Raw genomic sequence first — 21,412 nt, forward strand, 5'->3', positions numbered from 1 at the left:
ATATATGAAATTAGCCGAAATATCCATAAAACGTCCTTCGTTAGTTATCGTGCTCTTCACGATTCTGACCCTTGGTGGACTGTTCAGTTATAGCCAATTGGGCTACGAATTGATTCCTAAATTCGAACAAAACGTAATTACGATTTCTACTATTTATCCTGGAGCTTCTCCAAGTGAGGTTGAGAATACTGTAACCAAAAAAATTGAAGACGGAGTTGCTTCATTAGAAAACATCAAAAAAATCGATTCAAAATCTTACGAGAGTTTGTCTATTGTATCGGTTACATTAACATCAAATGCAAAAATTGACATTTCGATGAATGATGCACAACGTAAAATCAATGCATTAGTTAGTGATTTACCGGATGATGCTGAAACGCCTGCTTTGACTAAATTCTCTTTGAGTGATTTACCAATTATGACAATTGGTGCCAACGGAAAAATGGATGAAGCTGCTTTTTATGATTTGATTGATAAAAAGATTGCTCCTGTTTTGTCCCGCGTACAAGGTGTGGCTCAGGTAAACATTATTGGAGGTCAAGAACGTGAAATTCAAGTAAACCTTGATGCTGTAAAAATGCAGGGATACGGACTTTCAGTTCCTCAAGTACAACAAATTATTTTGACTTCAAATCTTGATTTCCCTACGGGTAACATTCAAACAAGAGATCAAAAAATATTAATTCGTTTAGCGGGTAAATATAAAAGTGTTGACGAATTAAGAAACTTGGTTGTGTCTTCAAAAGACGGAATCGAAGTGCGTTTGAATGACATTGCAGATGTACAAGATGCTCAAAAAATTGCAGAGAAAATCTCAAGAGTAGATCAAAAAAGCGCGATTATTTTACAAGTAATTAAACAATCGGATGCCAATGCCGTTGCGGTAAGTGCTGATTTAAAAAAATCAATCACAAAGCTGGAAGCTGATTACAAAAAATCTGAGTTAGCTTTAAAAATAGCAAAAGACAGTACGGATTATACATTAGAAGCAGCTGATTCTGTATTGCACGATTTATTAATCGCGGTAATCTTAGTAGCTTTTGTAATGTTGTTTTTCTTGCACAGTATCCGTAACTCATTGATTGTAATGGTTTCGATTCCAGCTTCATTGATTGCTACTTTTATCGGAATTTATCTTTTAGGATACACCTTAAACTTAATGAGTTTACTAGGACTTTCTCTTGTGGTAGGTATTCTGGTCGATGATGCCATTGTAGTATTGGAAAATATTTATAGGCACATGGAAATGGGTAAAAGCCGTATTCGTGCTTCTTATGACGGTACTGCCGAAATTGGAGGAACAGTAACTTCGATCACTTTGGTAATTGTGGTAGTATTTTTACCAATTGCAATGAGTTCTGGATTGGTATCAAACATTATTACACAATTTTGTGTGACGGTAATTATATCTACTTTATTATCATTATTGGCTTCGTTCACAATTATTCCTTGGTTGTCTTCTCGTTTTGGAAAATTAGAACATATTGAAGGTAAAAACTTATTTGGAAGAATCATTTTAGGTTTTGAAAGCTATTTGACTCGTTTCACTAATTGGATTTCTGAATTATTGAACTGGTGTTTGGATCATTATATAAAAACAATCTTAGTTGTTTTAGTCTTGTTCTTTGGTACTATTTTCTCACTGTTTGGTGGTGGTTTTATTGGTGGTGAATTCTTCGCTTCTTCGGATAGTGGTGAGTTTTTAGTTCAAATCGAATTACCAAAAGATGCTTCATTAGAACAATCGAACTTTATGACTCAAAAAGCAGAAGCCTTTTTGAAAAATGAAGCTTATGTAGAAAGTCAAATTACAACCGTAGGTCAAACTTCGGAAGGTATGGGAGGTTCGCAAGCTACTGCTTACAAAGCAGAGATTGATGTAAAAATGATTGACCAATCAAAACGTTCTGATGATGCTTCAGTTTATGCAGCAAAAATCAAACGTAAATTGGAAAAAGTTTTAGTAGGTGCTAAAGTAAAAACCGTTCCTGTAGGTATTTTGGGTACTGCTGAAAATGCAAAATTAGGATTGATTGTAACAGGTCCTTCTACTGAAGCAGCAATGGCTTTTGCCAAATTAGCGGAAGCAGAATTGCGTACTATTCCAGGAACAACCGAAATAAAATTGACTGTTGAAGATGGAAATCCTGAAATCAACGTTCAAGTAGATCGTGATAAAATGGCAGCTTTAGGACTTACACTTCAAACAGTGGGTATGACGATGCAGACTGCATATAGTGGTAACACTGATGGTAAATTTAGAGCTGGTGAGTACGAATATGACATCAACATTAAATACAATGCTTTTGATAGAAAAAATATCACTGATGTAAGTAATTTGATTTTTATCAACAGTACTGGACAACAAATTAAATTGTCTCAATTTGCAACTATTACCGAAGGTTCAGGTCCTAGCCAATTGGAACGTCGTGATAAATCGGCTTCTGTAACAGTACAAGGACAAAATGTTGGGGTTCCTACAGGAACAATTGTACAACAATGGCAAGTAAAATTAGACAAGCTTAAAAAACCAGTTGGAGTAAACTACATTTGGGGTGGTGATCAAGAAAACCAAAGTGAAGGTTTTGGTACGTTAGGAATTGCTTTATTAGCTGCAATTATCTTGGTTTACCTAGTAATGGTTGGTCTTTATGATAGTTTTGTTCACCCGTTTGTTGTATTGTTTGCTATTCCGCTTTCGTTTATTGGAGCATTATTTGCATTAGCATTAACAAATAACACACTGAACATCTTTACCATTTTAGGTATCATCATGTTAATTGGTCTGGTGTGTAAGAATGCGATCATGCTTGTCGATTACACCAATCAACGAAGAGCTGCAGGAGAATCAATCAGAACAGCATTAATTCAAGCGAACCACGCTCGTTTACGTCCGATCTTGATGACTACTATTGCGATGGTATTTGGTATGTTTCCAATTGCATTGGCATCGGGAGCTGGAGCAGAATGGAAAAATGGTTTGGCTTGGGTAATTATTGGTGGTTTGATTTCATCATTATTCTTAACCTTAATCATCGTTCCTGTAATCTATGAAATTATGGAAAAAATAATTGCTAAATTTTCTAAAGAAGAAAAAATCGATTATGAAGCTGAAATGGTTGCTGATTACGAGCATGCCGAATTAAGTGAAGATGGTTTCAATCCGAAACATACACATTAACATCTTTTTAATTTAATAATTTTAAAGCCTGTTCATCAATTGAACAGGCTTTTTTATTGAATAATTCCCAAAACAACAACCCAAATTGACCCAAAAAAAATCTATTCTTTAAAAATGAGTGTATAAATTACACTCATACTTGTTTTATATAAAGTTTTATATATATTTACACAACCGATTGTTTTAATTTGTTAACATAAAACAATAGTTTAATTTAACTCGTAAAAAACAAAAACTATAATACCACAATTAATATATTAATCCAAAAAAGAATATGAGCGCACATTCAGGAAAATTATCAGTAAAGGAAAAAATCGGATATAGTTTAGGCGACTTGGCTGCAAATTTGGTTTTCCAGACATTAATGACATATCTCGCCTATTTCTATACTGATATTTATGGTTTATCTGCTAAGGATTCATCCATAATTATGTTGGTTGTGGGATTAATTGCGGCTTTTATTTTTAATCCAATCATAGGCGCTATAGCGGATAGAACTCAAACCAAATGGGGGAAATTTAGACCTTGGATATTATTCACCTCAGTTCCACTGGGTATTATTGCATTACTTGCCTTTACTACTCCCGATTTTTCATATCAGGGAAAAGTAATATATGCGGTAGTGGCTTATACATTCCTTTTAATATTTTATGCCAGTAATAACTTACCCTACTCTGCATTGAGTGGCGTAATTACAGGAGATATGAAAGAACGTAACAGTTTGTCTTCTTATCGATTTGTGGCAGTAATGTTTGCTCAGTTTTTTGTACAAGTTTTTATGCTTGCCATTATAAAAAGTGCTGGAAATGGGGACAAAGCTGTTGGAATTGAAAAGGTAATGACAGCTTTGGCAATTATTGGAACCATTATGTTAATCATTACTTTTTTGACAACCAAAGAACGAATTGTCCCAAAACCAGAACAAAAATCAAGTCTGAAAGAAGATTTAGGTGATTTGACAAAAAACCGCCCGTGGATTATTATGCTAAGTTTAACGACTCTGGTTTTCATATCACTGGCAATGAAAGGTGGCTCTTATGTGTATTATTTTGAAAATTATGTAAATAAAGAACAACTAGCTCTTTTTGTACAACCTATATTAGACGGACTTAACTCTATTGGATTCACTCTTTTTGGAAACGATCCAATCTCAGCAGGATTTGGATTATTTAATGCTGGAGGAATCATTTTTATGATTGTTGGAATCACATTTTCAAAAAAACTAGCCGATACATATGGTAAAAGAGATGTTTTCAGGTTGTTTTTATTCATTTCGACCTTATTTATAATGGCTTTTTATTTCTTTCCACCAACATCAGTTGTTTTGATGTTTGTCTCACAAATTCTCCATGGTTTCTTTTATGGAATAACAATTCCGATTCTATGGGCTATGATTGCAGATGTTGCAGACTATTCAGAGTGGAAAAACAACCGTCGCGCCACAGCCATCATTTTCTCGGCAATGATGGTAGGACTAAAAGCAGGTTTAAGTATTGGAGGTTCATTAACAACGCTGTTTTTAAGTTCATTTAATTACATTCCAAATTCAGTTACACAACCAGAAACTGCTATAAATGGCATCAAATTATTAGTAAGTATATTTCCTTCCATCCCTTTTATAATGGGCGCAATCTTATTATTCTTTTATAAAATTGATAAAAAAATGGAATTGGAAATAGAAAATGATTTAAAACAAAGAAGAGATTAATTCTAAACACATACAAACAAAAGATTATGCCCGAAGATAGTATCGCACACATTGATTTTATCGAATTGAATAAAAATGCAATTTCACAACCTTTAGTATCAAATATATATACCGCCGACCCATCAGCTCATGTTTTTAATGGAAAAATTTACATCTATCCTTCACACGACATAGAAGCGGGAATTCCGTTTAATGATAATGGCGACCATTTTGGAATGGAAGATTACCATGTCATTTCTATGGACAGTCCAAATTCAGAAGCAATTGATAATGGAATTGCACTGCACGTAGATGATGTCGCTTGGGCAAAAAAACAAATGTGGGCTCCAGATGCAGCTCACAAAGATGGAAAATATTATTTGTTTTTTCCTGCTAAAGGATATGATGGAATTTTTAAAATTGGAGTTGCCATAAGCGATTCACCTATTGGACCTTTTATAGCAGAACCAAATCCGATTGAAGGAAGTTATTCTATAGACCCAGCAGTTTTTGAAGATGAAGATGGAAAATATTATATTTATTTTGGAGGTATTTGGGGTGGACAACTTCAAAATTACCGCAATAATAAATATGATATTACTAACGAAGAACCTTCTGCAAAAGAAAATGCATTGTGTCCAATCGTTGCAAGATTGAGTGATGATTTAAAACAATTGGATGAAGAACCGAAAGAAATACTTATTTTAGACGAAAACGGGAAACAAATTCTTGCAGGTGATAATGCTCGTCGTTTTTTTGAAGCTTCTTGGATTCATAAGTACAACGGGAAATATTACTTCTCCTATTCTACAGGTGATACTCATTTCATTTGCTATGCAATTGGTGACAACCCCTATGGACCTTTTACTTATCAAGGACGTATTTTGAACCCAGTAATTGGTTGGACTTCACATCACTCCATTTGTGAAGTAAATGGAAGATGGTATTTATTTTACCATGATTCAAGTCTTTCGAAAGGGATTACACATTTACGTTCTATTAAAGTTACAGAATTAAACCATAAAGAAGATGGCACTATAATTACTATTGATCCGTATATCAAGTAAATTACTCCTACGGATTTTAAAGTCTACAAAGAAAATCATTACCACAAATTCACATCCATTAATTATGATTGAATTTGTGGTTAACCGTATTTAGGAGTTAAAACAAAACAGTTTTAATCCAGTGGTTTTAATCTGTCTGTGACCAATACATTATTACTATAAACTAAAAACAATTACAATGAAAACATTATTTAAACGAACAGACATTGGTTTATTAATTTTAATATTCATTGGAACCAATATTAGTTTATATAGCCAGAAGCAAGCTTATAAAAGAGAACGAATCAGTATTAATGATTCGTGGCAATTTATGCATTATACCGAAAATCCAGATCAATTGATTTATGATGTTCGCCCCAAAATTGAAGACACCAATGATAATAAAATAGCTGATTCCAAACCAACAGAAGCAGTAAAAACAGAAGCAAAAGAGCCTGTACTAAAAGACTGGATTCTACCCACAGCTAATGATTTTATCAAAGACCCAACTAAAAAACACATCCGCCCCAACGGAAACCCAGGAGCAGATTTTCCTTTTGTTAAAGAAAACTTCCAAGATAACAATTGGGAAAAAGTAAATTTACCTCATGATTGGGCTATAAAGCAGCCTTTTTATACTGGAGAACAACCTCTAGTAGGCGGAGGAATGGGAAGATTACCAAGTCAAGGTGTGGCATGGTATCGCAAAAAATTAAATTTTCCAGCAACCGACAACGGGAAAGAAATTTATCTGGATATAGATGGTGCAATGTCTTATGCAATGATATGGCTTAATGGAAATTTAGTCGGTGGCTGGCCTTATGGTTATAACTCTTTCAGATTAAATTTAACTCCTTATATTCATTATGGAGAAACTAATCAATTGGCTATCCGAATTGATAATCCCAATCAATCAGCAAGATGGTATCCTGGCGGAGGTATTTATCGCAATGTTTGGCTTACCAAAACAGCTCCCGTTCATGTAGCGCATTGGGGAACTTTTGTAAAAACACCAAAAGTCACTACATCTGAAGCTTCAATTAATCTTTCATTACAATTGCAAAACAATTCGAAAAACACACAAATTGTTGAAGCCAAAACACTGCTTTATGAAACAGATAATTTAGGCAAAGCCAAAAACAAAGCTGTCGCTGTATTTCCGACAAATACCTTTCATTTAAAAGCAACAGAGCAACAAACGAATGAAATTGAAATTCAGCTTAAAAACCCGAAACTTTGGGGTGTTTATCCATCAGAAAAACAAAACTTATACATTGCCAGAACACAACTTTTTATAAACAATAAACAAGTTGATGAATATGATACTCCGTTCGGAATTCGGAAAATTGAATTTAATCCCATCAAAGGGCTATTAGTTAACGGAGAAAAAGTTAAAATACAAGGCGTTAACCAGCATCATGATTTAGGAGCTTTGGGTGCTGCTTTTAATGTTAGAGCTGCAGAACGTCAATTGGAAATGTTACGCGAATTGGGTTGTAATGCGATTCGTTTATCACACAATCCACCAGCTCCTGAATTATTAGATTTAACCGACAGAATGGGATTTTTGGTTATTGATGAAATATTTGACAGTTGGGAACGAAAAAAAACACCACATGATTTTCATTTAATTTTTCCTGAGTGGCATGAAGCAGATACTCGTTCCTTTATTCGTCGTGACCGAAATCATCCTTCCGTTATTGCATGGAGTTTTGGTAATGAAGTTGGAGAACAATACACTGATGTTGAAGGAGCCAAAATCGCTCAAGAACTACATGATATCGTGCATGAAGAAGATCCAACAAGACCTGGATCAGCTTCACAAAACTATGCCAAACCTGATATGCCTTTTTCTAATGTTATGGATTTCATTAGTCTTAATTATCAAGGCGAAGGAATTAGGGATGCTCCTGCTTATGCACATTTAAAAGGAATTCGTACCTCTCCCTTATATCCTGCATTTCAACAAAAATTTCCAGAGAAAATGATTGTTAGCAGTGAAACAGCATCATCTTTGAGTACGCGTGGTTCCTATATTTTTCCTGTTGCCATAGAAAATTCTGCACCAGTAAGTGATACTACAGGCGGAAGCCCAAAAACACAAGAAGTAAGTGCTTACGAATTGTACACTGCTCAATTTGGAGCATCTCCTGATAAAGTTTTTGCCACTCAGGATAAATATCCTTTTGTTGCGGGCGAATTTGTTTGGAGCGGTTGGGATTATATTGGCGAACCAACTCCTTATTATTCGGCTCGTAGTTCGTATTGTGGCATTATTGATTTAGCAGGATTTAAAAAAGACCGATTCTATTTGTACCAATCTCGTTGGCGACCAGATTTACCAATGGCACATATTTTACCACATTGGAACTGGCCTGATAGGATTGGGAAAATTACTCCTGTTCATGTATTTACTTCGGGTGATGAAGCTGAATTATTTTTGAATGGAAAATCATTAGGAAGAAAGAGAAAAGCTGCTTTTGAATGTCGTTTGAGATGGGATAATGTAATTTATGAGCCTGGTGAATTAAAAGTTATAGTTTATAAAAACAATAAAATTTGGGCTGAAGATATAGTAAAGACAACTGAGAAAGCATCAAAAATTGAAGCCACTGTGGATCGCTCTACTATTAAAGCAAATGGTAAAGATCTTGCATTTATAACTATAAAAATTACAGATGCAAAAGGCTTAATGATTCCTGATGCTAATAATACCATTACTTTTAAAATAGAAGGTGAGGGAGAAATCATTGCTACCGATAACGGTAATCCAGCTGATTTAGTTTCTTTTGCTTCTCTTACCCGTAAAGCCTATAACGGAATGGCGTTAGCAATTGTTCGTGCTAATAAAGGAAGTAAAGGCACTTTAAAATTAATTGTTACCTCAGATGGATTGAAGCAAACAACAATAGAAATCAAGAGTAACTAGTATTTTCACTGAATAAAATCATTCTTTAAAAAAACAATAGGCTTATAAGAATTCAGTTTTTATAAGCCTATTGTTTTAGTTTCAAAACCGTTAGTACTTCATTAATTCACAATCAAAATTCCACCATTACAAGGAATAGTTAATTCCATTTCTTGGTTCTTTTTCAGCTTTGTTTCACTTAGTTTCCCTTTTAATAATGCATCATCACTGTATTGCTTTAATTCAGCACCAGAAGCAATCATAGGGAGTTTTACTTTAATTTTAAGTGTTTCTTTCTGAGCATTAATTCCAGCTATATACCATTTATCTCCATGACGACGAGCCAATACGGCATACTTCCCTGGATAACCATCAATAAAACGGACCTCATCCCAAGTAGTAGGCACCTCTTTCATAAAATCGATAGCCCACTGAGGTGCATCTGTCAAATTATTTGGAGCTAATGCAAAATGTTGTACTCCGCTTTGGAATAATACCGCTGTAGCTAAAGCATAGACATCTGATGTCATTCGTTTCGAACCTTTATTAGGAATGTTTTTGTCATTATAAAATTTATTTAAAGCACTTCCTCCAAAATCCATACTTCCAACTGTGTTACGAATAAAAGTATGCAAAGTAGCACTGAAAGCTTCTGTATTACAACTTTCTTGTCTAAAAGAAAGATTTTCACTTGCTAGAACAGCTTCACTGGACGCATAATTAGGATACATTCTTTCCCAACCACGAGGTAAGGTCGTTCCATGAAAAATGACCATGATTCCATAATCATTAGCATCAGATAAAATATCTTCATATAACTTCATCGTTTCTTGTTTGTCACCACCAAAAAAGTCTACTTTAATTCCTTTTATACCAACTTTTTTCATCCACGCCATCTCTTTACGTCTCACAATTGTATTATTCATAATCCCTCTGGGGCTTTGAGGAGCATCATTCCAATTACCATTAGAATTATACCATAAATACAAACCAACTTTTTTGCTTGCTGCGTACTTTGCTAAAACATCAATTTTGTCTCTCCCTATTTGAGTATCCCAAAGTGCATCTACCAAAACAGTTTCATAACCCATTGCAGCACTAAAATCGACATACCTAACTTGCTCATCATAAACCGTCCTTTCGTCCATACCAATAATCCAGCTCCATGATCCTTTCGTATATTGGTATTTTTGAGAAGCTTCAAAACGAGCTTTTACTAAATCGAATGGGACAGTAGTTTCAACAATAGGTGCCAAGGTTTCACCAACTGTAATGGTACGCCAGGGTGTTTCGCCAGGGAGAGCAATTCCTGGAGCCGATGTTCCATTGCCATTGTTTTCCCCTTCCATTGGAAAACCTATTGTGTACAGACCTTTATCATGACCTAATAATCTACTGGCACAATAACCACTATCCACTCCCGTCTCTGAAATTAAAACCCATGCATTATTATTAACCTTAAAAAGACAAGGAAAAGTATATCCATCTCCATTGCCATTTTCACCAATAGGACCATCTACAGTATATGGAATTTCATAACTCGGCATTGTTCTGGCATAGCCAACCATAGCCTTGCTTTGAGCAGAAAGAAAAGTAGTTGTCCCAATTGGTAATATAAACCCTGATGCTTCCTCTTTTACAACCGCCGAAAGGGCCTGTTCTTGCGGATACAGTTTATACTTAAAAGCCACGTCATTATTACTTACTCGGAAAATAATATCGATTGCTATTTTGTTTTCCTTCGTAAAAGAAAATACAGTTTCATTTGCTACATAATGAATCTTACTTTGCTTGATGTTAGGCAATTCATAACTTTCATCAATGTTAGTTTGAATTGGATTATCCTTTAACATTAATCCTGTGCTAAAATCACCAACATTTGTATTTAATCCAAGTGGTGATGGTTCTAAAAACAATTTCCCATTATAGGAAACACTGTAAGTCGTCCCAGCATTGTTTACGGCAAGTTTAACTACCAATTTCCCATCAGGACTAGATATTGTAATCTGTTTGGATTGTGAATGGACTGCAAAAAAACTAAAAAATAAGAAGAATAAAAACGCTTTAAAATTAATTAAGCGTAGTTGTTTTAAATTAAAAATGGTCATTTTTTTGGTTTATATAAGGTTGTGAGAATCAAAAATATCAAATATTTCTTTCTCTTATAAAAATAAGTGTATATTTAACACTTTTTGCGTAAAAGCATAGAATTAATTAAAAAACTTCAAACTGCAACTTTATCCAGATTGCATTCTTTTTTGAGTATTAACTAGATATTCATACCGGAAAAATAGTTACACATATTCGATAAATCTTGGAGATTACATTAAGAATAGAATCGACACTATATAAATAAAAAAAAAACAATGGCACGCAGACAAAATTTTCCCTACGAATAAACAACAAAAAAAATCCCTTCCGATTTAAATTCATTTCTGAATTTGTATCGAAAGGGATTTAACCAATTAAAAATATTTTTAAATCTTTATGGAATTATAATATCTCCCGTAAATTCTTTACTTACATCTTTTCCTGCTAAACCATCAGCAACACCTTTGTAAGCATGTTTACGTTTGTATTCAGCATCCCAAACGTTTGGTGCTTGATCAGTTAACCAGTTTTTATGTTCTTCTACATTATCCGAAACACCCCAGATTGTAATTCCATATTGTTGTGCTTTAGGAATGTATTGTCTGTATGAATCAATTACATATTGATACATAGCAGATTGATTTGCTAATTGTTCTAAAGTTGGTGATTTAGTACCTAAAGCAATATCCAATTCCGAAACTTTGATCAACTTACCACTTGCTCCCAGTTTTTGAAACATTTGAGCAATTTGGTCTTTGTTTGTACTCAATGTAATATGCATTTGTGTACCGATACCATCAACAGTAGCTCCTTTACTTTCAATATATTTTACATATTCAATCAATCCATCACATTTAGCCAAACTAGCTTCTAAATTATAATCATTAATGAATAATTTATCAGTAGCATTTCCATATTGACGAGCTAATTTGAAAGCAGTAACGGCATAATCTTTACCTAAATACTTTACCCAATAAAATTCGTCAGCAGCAGGATTATTTACAACTCCATCACGTAAACTACCACCTTCTTTCATTGGTTCGTTTACTACATCCCAAGCATGAATATCATTTTTGTAATGACCTACCATTTTAGAAATCCAATTTTCCATTGCACCACCTATAAGAGTCGCTTTTTCGGCATCCGTTTTTTCAATAGTAACTGCTGGTGTTCCTGCACCTCCACCTGTTGTCGAACCATCTGTAAGTACAATATCATCAATAGTAAATGTTGCAGCAGTTGCTCCAAAATCGAAAATAAATTTAGCTCTATCCCCTTTAGTCGTTGTAATCTTTTTTACTACTTGAGTCCAAGAAGTTGTTACATTAAATGTTCCTGAATAATCAGCATTATAATTTGCACCTTGTAATTCAAATTGCAAAGCAGCTGGCACATCTGATTTTACCCAAAAAGTACAGGTATATTCTTTATTTATTTCCAATGGTGTACTTAAAGAGAATACTTGTTGCGCTTCATAATTATTAGCAGCAGCAGGATTCATTAATACCATAGCATAATTTCCACTATGTCCTGCACCACTAGCTGAAATAGCACGTGTAGAATTATTTCCATAACCAGACCAAGGAGATAGAGCTCCACTTTCAAAATTACCATTTGTAATTAAATTTGTAACAGTTTGAACAGCATCTAAATCAACTGCTGCAATGGTGTTTACATCAACATAATAAGTCACGTTTGGTAAAGAACCTAAATCAAAGTTAAATTTAAAATTAGTGCTTCCTGCAACAAAATCAGCACCATCTAATGTAAATTTAACTTGTTGCCATGAAGAATTTGTTGCAAAGAAGCTAGACTTTGCCGCACCTGTACCATACCAATCTTTTTGAGGGTATGAATTTGTCAAAGCAGGAACAGCATCAAAAGCAACACGCCCCTGACCTGTTTGATCTGATTTAATGAAAAATGAAATTTCATATTTATGACCACTTACAATAGGAATTAAAGGCGTAATTAATTGCAGTTGGTAAGGTGAAGATGATGAAGCGCTTGAAATCAATTTAACAGCTTTAGTACCGCTTACCAATCCAGCTCCATCTACAACCGTAATCCCAGCTCCTGCATTCCATGCTGACCAACCAGTAAGTGCACCTGCTTTTAAAGCAGTCAAATCAAGGGAGCTTGGCCCACTACTTCCTGGGATAATTGTTGCAGCAATTAAGCTATTCAAATAACTTGCATTTTGATTTTGATGCCAAACCAAAGTATGCCCAAAAACAGACAAACCAGCTTCTTTAGTTTTAGCAATAAAAGCATCTATTTTATCAAACTTAAGGTCTCCATTAGCAGCTACCATTGGACCATGTTTCATGTCATACCCTAAAGTAACCTCATCAAAGTTTTCGTTCACAAGACTTTGGTAAACAGCATCATTCATGTATAAATTCAAATCTATTCCAGATCCAAGTTTGAAATCTGTATAGGTTTTAAGCGGTTCGTAACGGCTTATTTTTTCGGCAAGTTCCAATGGAAGTTCTGCCGATGTAATATCACCGTGATCAGGATCTTTTCCCCAATCCATTAAATTATCATCACAAGATGTAAACAGCATGCAGGATAAGGCAATTGCTGGTAGTATTTTATTATATTTCATTCTACTATTTTTTTTGGGTGAAACGAATTTTTTTTTGCTTTTGCATTAATTTTAATTAGGGAAATCGCTATATGTTGGTGTTTCTAACGATACTATTCTCCAATTATCTGTATATACGCTTACTGAAGTTGCAGAAGCTGCGAATTCAAGCTCACTCGCAGTTCCAGAAACATTACTCCATTTGACATTAGAATTTTCAAACCATAAACCAAAATTCTGATAAGTAGCCGCTTCTCTAAATTTAAGAACGTCTTCAAATGTAAAATCTCCAGTTGCATAACTATATAATTTAGTTAACGGAATAGTTACAGTTTGCCATCCAGTAGTTTGAAAAGCTTTTACTTTTCCATCTTCTGTTAACCAAGGAACATAATTGTAACAAGCACCAGACCATGCACCAGCGTTGAAATTATTAATTAAACATACTTTTAAGTAACCTGTATTTGTCCATACATTTGGAACATAAATATCAAATTGCAAAGCAACTTTATCTAATGGAGTTGAAGCTGGGATATAAGGCGTTAGTTGACCTCTCCAATTATCTGTACCAGTTCCAGCTGTCCAAACTTCAGAACAACGATTAGCTCCTGCAGCAAAAGAAGCGATACGTGCTGGACGATGTGGTACATATTTTCCTTGAGAAACATTACCTGTACCCAATAAAGCCGATTCTAAATCTGTATCTGCAATCATACTAGGCGTAGTCGCAGTACTCCAAAAACCATGGGTACCACTTCCGTCGAAATTAAGGATTACTCCTTTTTTGAAATTAAAATAAGCAGGTGAATAAGCACCTCCATTAGCACTTTCAACTAATAGAGAACCTCCTTCTGCAGGAATTCCTGTAGGAACAGTTACTGTGAAAAATTCTCCATCTTCATCAGAAGTGATTCCAGTACTAACTTCAATATTTCCTGGGAAAACGACTTTTTTAACTTCTGTCAAGCCTGTACCATATACTGTAATCATTTCGCCTGCATTTGGCATTGTATTAGAAATCGAAGTAATTACAGGAGCTCCCGAACGAATTTCAAATGGTAAAGTAAATTCGTTTGAATCATTTACAAAACGAATCGTATTACGAACTGTAGGCTCGGCATCTATGGTTGGAGTATCATCTGAAATATTGATCAACATAGAAGTATTTGAAACATATACAACATTAAAATAGGTATCAAAACCGTTAATATATACTTTCTTTAATCCTATAAAACCAGTCCCTTCAACACGAATCAATTGCCCTAAACGTGCAAAACTAACTACTCTATCTGGCACAGAGGAATTTACATCCTCCAAATACACTTTGTTTATCGTTATAGGCCCACTACTATCAGCACTATCATTGTTCTCACAAGCATTGAATAACAATGAAACCAACATCACAAATACAATTGTAACAGCTGTACAATACTTTTTATTTAAAATAAAATTTTTCATATTTTGTATTTTCAGTTTTTAATTAAATAAATCAGTTATTTTTTCATCATTGAAATTATAAGGAACAGGTGCTACATTTAATAATGGATTCTGAATTACTTCTGATTCTGGATAAGGCAATAAAAATATTGACGTATCTATCGCCCCTATAGCTCTTGGTGAATTATCTCTAGTTGCATCTACTGAGACAGTATTTGTTGCAGCATCATAAGTAATTGGCACAATAACACCTCTACTTTGTCCTGTGATATAGTTAACCACTTCTTGTTGTTTATAATACGATCTTCTTACTAAATCATACCAATATTGTCCTTCCATACACAATTCTACCCTGCGTTCATGGATAATATCTTGATATGTCAATGCAGTTTTAGGTTCAAGTCCTGCTCTTACTCTTAGTTTGTTCACATACTCTAAGGCAACCCCATCTGATGTACTTGCACTATTGCCTAATGTAGCTTCTGCATAATTAAGATACACTTCTCCCAAACGCAACATATATGTATTTAGAGCAGAATTTTGCTTAGAAATTTTAGGGTTATCTTTAGTTGAGCCAACTACACCTTTTTTGACATTCACAAAAGTATTGGCATGATCTACTGTATAACCTCCGTTTGCAACACTAATTTCTGGATAAAAATCATTGTCAGCCATCCATGTATCGTGACGTCTTATATCTTTACTTTCATATTCATATAAAATGTCATTAGAAGCTCTTGTCCAATATCCCCAAGCTGCATCATCACCCGTAATATCTGATCCTAAAGCAAAATAAGCTTGTTGTGTATTCGTTACTCCATAACTACCATTAGGTACCCATTGCAAAGCAAACATAGATTCAACATTATTGTTATTATCAACTTTAAATAAATCAGCATAATTATCCATTAAGGCATAAGGCCCACTAATGGCTTTTTGAGCTGCTTTTTTTGCTAAGTCAAGATAATCTTGATTTCTGGTACCTGAATTAGGATTATCACTTAAACCCGAAACTGACAAATACAAACGAGATAACATTCCGAATGCACTATACTTTGTTAAACGTCCTGTTTGTGGTGCCGCTTCTGGAAGAAATTTTGCAGCAAATTCCATATCACGAATAGCAAATTCATACACATCTTTTACTGGACTGGTATTCACTATAGGATTTTTTACTAAATCTGCTGGATCTGTAGAAATAATTACATTTCCCCATAAAGAAGCCAAATACCAATAAGCAGTTCCTCTCATAAAACGGGCTTCGGCAATATATTTGTTTTTAACGGTGCTATCCAGATTACTATCCTGAATTCCAATAATAACATTATTAGATTGCTGTACCACATTATACAAAGATCCCCAAGCTGATACTAATGGACCTGTTAATCCTGTTTCCGTTAAATCGGCAAAAGGATAAATATAGTCAGAATAAGGAGCGTATAAGTTATAACTACGGCCATCTCCTAATCCGTAGTAAAATTTATCGTTAAAATCAAACCATACTTTGTTATATAAGGGAGCCGTAGCTGCTTTAAAATCATCTTCGGTTTTATAAAAATTCTCTTTGGTTATCAAATCATTTGGTTCCTTATTAAGAAAGTCATCACTACAACTAGTTCCCAAAAAAGACAATGCAACAAAAAGAAAAATGCGTTTAATATGTATCTTTTTCATATTTTTTGTGTTTAGAATTTAACATTTACTCCAAGAGTAGTAATACGTGACGATGGATAACGACCATTATCTATACCCGAATAAAGTGCACTATTATTTAATGTCCCTACTTCTGGATCGTATCCTGAATACTTAGTAAATGTGAGAATGTTTTGCATATTAGAATACACTTTTACTCCTGCTAGTCCAATTTTTGAAACAAAAGAACTTGGCAAATTATATCCTATCGAAATGTTTTTGATACGTACAAAAGACCCATCTTCTACAAAACGATCACTATTACGGTAGTTCGAAGCTGATGAAGCAGACGAAGCAGCAATACGAGGCATGTTAGAATCTCCATCGACAATTTGAACATTACGATAATCATTTGGTCCATCAGGATTAATTAAACCTAATTGAGCATACCCCAAAGCAGTATCTAATAAATTGGTGCTTTCGCGAGGATTTTCTAACCAACGACGTTGATAGTTCATTACATCATTTCCGTAAGATCCATCTAAGAAAATACTCATATCAAATCCTTTATATGAGAAGGTGTTAGTAATACCAAAAGTGAACTTAGGAAGTGGATTACCGATGTATTGCAAATCTTTTTCATCAATTACACCATCTTTATTAGCGTCATCAAACATGTAATCTCCAATCCAAACTCCATTTTCTCCAATTTGCATGTCTTTAGGTAGCGCTGTTGGCACTACATTTCCAGCAGCATCTTTATAATAAAAATCAGTTGCTTTTTCAAAACGTCCAATTACTTTGTAGCCATAAAATTGACTAATTGGTTGTCCAACTGCTGTACGAGTAACCACAGTGACATCTGAACCTTGTTGAACTGTTCCGTCATAATGTCCTGAATCACTGTTTAAGGACAAAACTTTATTTCTATTCATTGAAAATATAAAATTGCTAGTCCAGGTAAATTCTTTGTTTTGAATATTAACAGTATTCAAAGCGATTTCAAGTCCTTTATTTTCAAGTGATCCAATATTATACCAAGGAGGAGTAGTAGATCCTGATCCTGATGTCCCAACATAAGCTGGTAATGCCAATTGATTTATTAAATCATCAGTCTTTTTGTAATACACATCAGCAACCAACTCGATTCGATTATTGAAAAGACCTAAATCGATACCAATATTAGTGGAATACGTAGTTTCCCATTTTAATTCTTTGTTTGCTGTATTGGAAGCCAATAATCCAGTTCCCCAATTAGCAGTAGCACTTGAGTTATAAGTTGAAGTATAGGCATAATTAGGTACATTTTGGTTACCTACTGCTCCCCAACCTAAACGAAGTTTTAAATTATTAATAACTTTATTTTCTTTTAAGAATGCTTCATTAGAAACTTTCCAGGCAAAAGCAGCTGAAGGAAACCATCCCCAACGGTTGTCTTCATCAAATTTCGAAGAACCATCGCGACGAATAGTTGCAGTTAATAAATATTTATCATCAAAAGAATAAAATAATCTACTAAAATAAGAACTCAATGAACTATTGTTACTATTATTTGTTACCCTAGCTGTAGTGGGGTCACCCATAGATAAATCAGTAGAAGTATTGGTTAAATAACCTGAAATATATCCGTATAAACTTTCCCAATGATTCTCTTGTGCTTCCTGCCCTAACATTGCATTTATAGAATGCTTTCCAAAATTATGATTATAATTTAAAACATTATTCCAGATCCAGTTTTTACTGTTACTCTTGGTTCTTGTACCTTGGCGAATATCATTTGTAATCGCACCAAAAGTATAAGAAGGATCAAAAGTATATGCACTTGTAAAACCATAATCCAAAGAATATTGTGTTTTGAATGTTAACCCTTTTGTAAAAGTTATTTCAGCATAAGTATTCGCTCTTAGACCTACCCCTTCATTATTATTGTCTTTTATAGAAGCCAATCCAACAGGATTGTTTTGCACAAATTGATCGGTGTCAGGGCCATCAAAAGAACCATCTGCATTACGTACTGCCACATTTGGAGTTTGTTTTAATGCGGTAAGAATTAAAGATCCATCATTAATAGTAGTATTCTGTTTCGTATTACTTAAGGCAAAATTCACCCCTACCTTAAAATAATCTTTTACTTGAGAATCTAAATTACTTGTCAAATTAAAACGGCTAAACATCGATCCTTCAGCAATTCCATCTTGATCCATATAACCAATTCCCATATAATACGTACTTTTATCAGAACCTCCTGAAGCTGACAAATTGTAATTTTGCATCAATGCTTGATTAAACAATTCGTTTTGCCAATCAGTACCTTCTCCCAACAAATCAGGACGAATAAAATTAGCATCCTTTTCTACGATTCCTAAATCTGAACGTGTATTTTTTAAAACAGCATATTCTTGAAGATTTAACACATTCAAATGTTTTGGAATTTCTTGCCATCCCACATAACTATCAAAATTTAAAGATAAATCTCCTTTTCTCCCTCGTTTAGTTGTCACCTGAATTACTCCACCAGACGCACGAGATCCATAAATTGCAGTTGCAGAAGCGTCCTTTAAGATATCAATAGAAACGATATCTGCTGGATTAATTACCGAAATTGGATTTGAATTTAAGCTTCCATTATTACTATCAATAACAACTCCATCCACAACATAAATAGGTTGTGTTGCCCCGTTTATACTACTAATACCTCGAATATTAACCGAAGATGAAGCTCCTGGTGCTCCACTGTTTTGTGATACTTGAACCCCAGCGGCACGTCCTTGTAAAACTTGCTCGATAGATGTAGTTACTGTTTGTGAAATAGACTTACTGGAAACAGAAGCAACAGAACCAGTTAAATCTTTACGTTTCATAGTACCGTATCCTACTACTACTACTTCGTCAAGTGTTTTCATATCTTCGATTAATATGATATTAATCTTTTTTCTACCCGACAACGCAACCGTTTGTGTTTTGTAACCAATAAAACTAAAAGTTATCATCGCTTTATCTGGGACGTTTAGCAAGGTATACCCTCCATCAAAATCTGAAGCAACAGCATTTGTTGTTCCCTGAACCAAAATACTGACACCAGGTATAGGTCCTTTTGCATCAGAAACAACACCAGAAACTGTTGTTTGAGCATTCATGTGTGCGTAAAATACAAACATTAGAATTGTAAATCCGAATTGTTTGATATGTCCGCCTTTAAAAAATAAAAATTTAGTCATAAATAGTTAATTTAATTAATTTATAGTTTGGCTTAGTTAAATTCTTAATTTCATTATTAATAGTATTTGTAAAACTTGTATTGAACAAATATATATAAAAATACAATATACGCAATCGGTTGTGTATATATTTTTTGAAAACAACAAAAAAATAACCCCATATAAATGAAAATAAAATATATTTTTTGCAAAAATTATAAATATTCTTCAAAATAATTTAATAACCAAACTCTCAATATGAAAAATATCTAATGATTCATTTGATTACTTAAAAAAAACATAAAAAAGCAACATCGAAAAGAAAATCAACTTTAAAAGAAAAGAATTACGAAAACGTTAGAGTAATTTTTAAAACAATCATTTTTTAAACAATGTTTAATTATAATAAAAATGCAGAAACAAATAATTTGTAGTTATTCTTTTATAAAAAAAATGAAATAATTATTTTTTAGCCCACTTTTGACTAATTTAGATATCTTTGTTTTTAGAACTTTAATCATTATGGAAGAGAATAAGGATGTTACAATTTATGATATTGCCGAAAAGTTAAACCTTGCTACTTCAACTATTTCGCGAGCTTTACAAGATCATCATACTATCAGCAAAAAAACCATCAAAAAGGTTAAGGAAATGTCTGAAAAAATGGGATATGTCCCAAATACTTTGGCAGCTGGACTCCGTGGTAATAAAACCAAAACTATTGGTGTTTTAATTCCAACTATAACACAGCCTTTCCTTTCATCATTGATTAGTGGTATAGAAATCACAGCTCAAAAATCTGGCTATAACGTAATTATTATGCAATCTCATGACTCCTATGAAGTAGAAGTTAGTTTAGCCAAATCATTATACAGTAATCGAGTTAGTGGTGTTATCAGCTCCTTGGCGATGGAAACTCGTGACACCAAACATTTTGAGCAATTCACAGCTAACAATATTCCACTTGTTTTTGTGGATAGGGTTCCAAAAGATTACAACACTTTTAGAGTAGTTATTGACAACTATGCAGCGGGTTATAAAGCAACAAAACACCTTATCGAACAAGGCTGCAAACGTATTGCTCATATTACTGCTGGCTCAGAATTTGGGAATTTATATAACGAAAGAAAAAGAGGATATCAAGAAGCATTAAAAGATTTTGGTTTACCAATTGAAGATGAATTAATTATAAATCTAAAAGAGGTTACTTACGATGAAGGAGTTGAGGCAAGCAACAAATTGTTTGACATGAATCCAATGCCAGATGGCGTTTTTGCATCGGGAGATATTATTGCAGTAAGTACAGTACAGACAGCCAAAAAAAGAGGTTTAAAAGTTCCCGAAGATATTGCTGTAATTGGTTTTAATAATGACCCTATTTCTCATATCATTGATCCAAATATTTCGACTATTACACACCCTGCAGAGAAAATGGGTAGGGCTTCTGCTGAAATTATTTTGAAAAATTTAAAATCTGCCAAAAAAGATGATGTTAAGGAAATTACCTTTTTAAATACAGAAGTTTTAGTTCGTGAATCCAGTCAAAAAATCAAAAACTAGTAAAATAACATCTCAATTTAGAAAATGTAATCCGAGAAATAATTGTAGTTTTTCTTTATAAATTTGCGTGCTATAAAAAAACA

Annotated in this window: 10 protein-coding genes; 5 read left to right on the top strand and 5 right to left on the bottom strand. The window is 33.9% G+C overall.

Annotated features, from left to right (window positions below):
- Positions 1–4: 4 nt before the first annotated feature.
- The 4 genes from CLU82_RS07285 (at position 5) to galB (ending at position 8,843) form a co-directional block, all read left to right on the top strand.
- On the top strand, positions 5–3,181 hold the full coding sequence (locus CLU82_RS07285) for an efflux RND transporter permease subunit (RefSeq protein WP_100842466.1): 3,177 nt from the start codon (positions 5–7) through the stop codon (positions 3,179–3,181).
- Between the two features lie 274 nt (positions 3,182–3,455).
- Positions 3,456–4,889, top strand: coding sequence for an MFS transporter (locus CLU82_RS07290; protein ID WP_100842467.1), 1,434 nt, complete (start codon positions 3,456–3,458; stop codon positions 4,887–4,889).
- 26 nt (positions 4,890–4,915) lie between these two features.
- Positions 4,916–5,935 carry a glycoside hydrolase family 43 protein gene (locus tag CLU82_RS07295; RefSeq protein ID WP_100842468.1) on the top strand — a complete coding sequence of 340 codons (1,020 nt, stop codon included), beginning with the start codon at positions 4,916–4,918 and terminating at the stop codon, positions 5,933–5,935.
- Positions 5,936–6,113: 178 nt separating this feature from the next.
- Positions 6,114–8,843 (top strand): beta-galactosidase GalB, encoded by a 2,730-nt coding sequence (gene galB, locus CLU82_RS07300; RefSeq protein WP_100842469.1) that lies wholly within the window; start codon positions 6,114–6,116, stop codon positions 8,841–8,843.
- Between the two features lie 101 nt (positions 8,844–8,944).
- On the opposite strand, the gene CLU82_RS07305 is transcribed toward galB, so the two are convergent.
- The 5 genes from CLU82_RS07305 to CLU82_RS07325 all read right to left on the bottom strand — a co-directional run bounded on the left by CLU82_RS07305 (position 8,945) and on the right by CLU82_RS07325 (position 19,790).
- Positions 8,945–10,930 carry a glycoside hydrolase family 97 protein gene (locus CLU82_RS07305; protein WP_100842470.1) on the bottom strand — a complete coding sequence of 662 codons (1,986 nt, stop codon included), beginning with the start codon at positions 10,928–10,930 and terminating at the stop codon, positions 8,945–8,947.
- Positions 10,931–11,307: 377 nt separating this feature from the next.
- Positions 11,308–13,524 carry an endo-1,4-beta-xylanase gene (locus tag CLU82_RS07310; RefSeq protein ID WP_100842471.1) on the bottom strand — a complete coding sequence of 739 codons (2,217 nt, stop codon included), beginning with the start codon at positions 13,522–13,524 and terminating at the stop codon, positions 11,308–11,310.
- Positions 13,525–13,575: 51 nt separating this feature from the next.
- Positions 13,576–14,961, bottom strand: coding sequence for a glycan-binding surface protein (locus CLU82_RS07315; RefSeq protein ID WP_100842472.1), 1,386 nt, complete (start codon positions 14,959–14,961; stop codon positions 13,576–13,578).
- 18 nt (positions 14,962–14,979) lie between these two features.
- Entirely contained in the window at positions 14,980–16,614 is a 1,635-nt protein-coding gene (locus CLU82_RS07320; protein WP_100842473.1) for a RagB/SusD family nutrient uptake outer membrane protein, read from the bottom strand.
- An 11-nt stretch (positions 16,615–16,625) separates the two neighbouring features.
- Positions 16,626–19,790 (bottom strand): TonB-dependent receptor, encoded by a 3,165-nt coding sequence (locus CLU82_RS07325; protein WP_100842474.1) that lies wholly within the window; start codon positions 19,788–19,790, stop codon positions 16,626–16,628.
- A gap of 501 nt (positions 19,791–20,291) precedes the next feature.
- On the opposite strand from CLU82_RS07325, the gene CLU82_RS07330 reads away from it, so the two are divergent.
- Complete coding sequence (locus CLU82_RS07330) at positions 20,292–21,329, top strand: LacI family DNA-binding transcriptional regulator (protein ID WP_100842475.1); 1,038 nt, start codon at positions 20,292–20,294, stop codon at positions 21,327–21,329.
- Positions 21,330–21,412: the final 83 nt, after the last annotated feature.

It is taken from the genome of Flavobacterium sp. 5, assembly GCF_002813295.1.
GTDB lineage: Bacteria > Bacteroidota > Bacteroidia > Flavobacteriales > Flavobacteriaceae > Flavobacterium.

Coding starts and splice junctions, on each gene's coding strand:
- CLU82_RS07315 (WP_100842472.1), bottom strand. CDS start 14,961: ATGAAAAATTTTATTTTAAATAAAAAGTATTGTACAGCTGTTACAATT.
- CLU82_RS07305 (WP_100842470.1), bottom strand. CDS start 10,930: ATGACCATTTTTAATTTAAAACAACTACGCTTAATTAATTTTAAAGCG.
- CLU82_RS07325 (WP_100842474.1), bottom strand. CDS start 19,790: ATGACTAAATTTTTATTTTTTAAAGGCGGACATATCAAACAATTCGGA.
- CLU82_RS07290 (WP_100842467.1), top strand. CDS start 3,456: ATGAGCGCACATTCAGGAAAATTATCAGTAAAGGAAAAAATCGGATAT.
- CLU82_RS07310 (WP_100842471.1), bottom strand. CDS start 13,524: ATGAAATATAATAAAATACTACCAGCAATTGCCTTATCCTGCATGCTG.
- CLU82_RS07320 (WP_100842473.1), bottom strand. CDS start 16,614: ATGAAAAAGATACATATTAAACGCATTTTTCTTTTTGTTGCATTGTCT.
- CLU82_RS07295 (WP_100842468.1), top strand. CDS start 4,916: ATGCCCGAAGATAGTATCGCACACATTGATTTTATCGAATTGAATAAA.
- galB (WP_100842469.1), top strand. CDS start 6,114: ATGAAAACATTATTTAAACGAACAGACATTGGTTTATTAATTTTAATA.
- CLU82_RS07285 (WP_100842466.1), top strand. CDS start 5: ATGAAATTAGCCGAAATATCCATAAAACGTCCTTCGTTAGTTATCGTG.
- CLU82_RS07330 (WP_100842475.1), top strand. CDS start 20,292: ATGGAAGAGAATAAGGATGTTACAATTTATGATATTGCCGAAAAGTTA.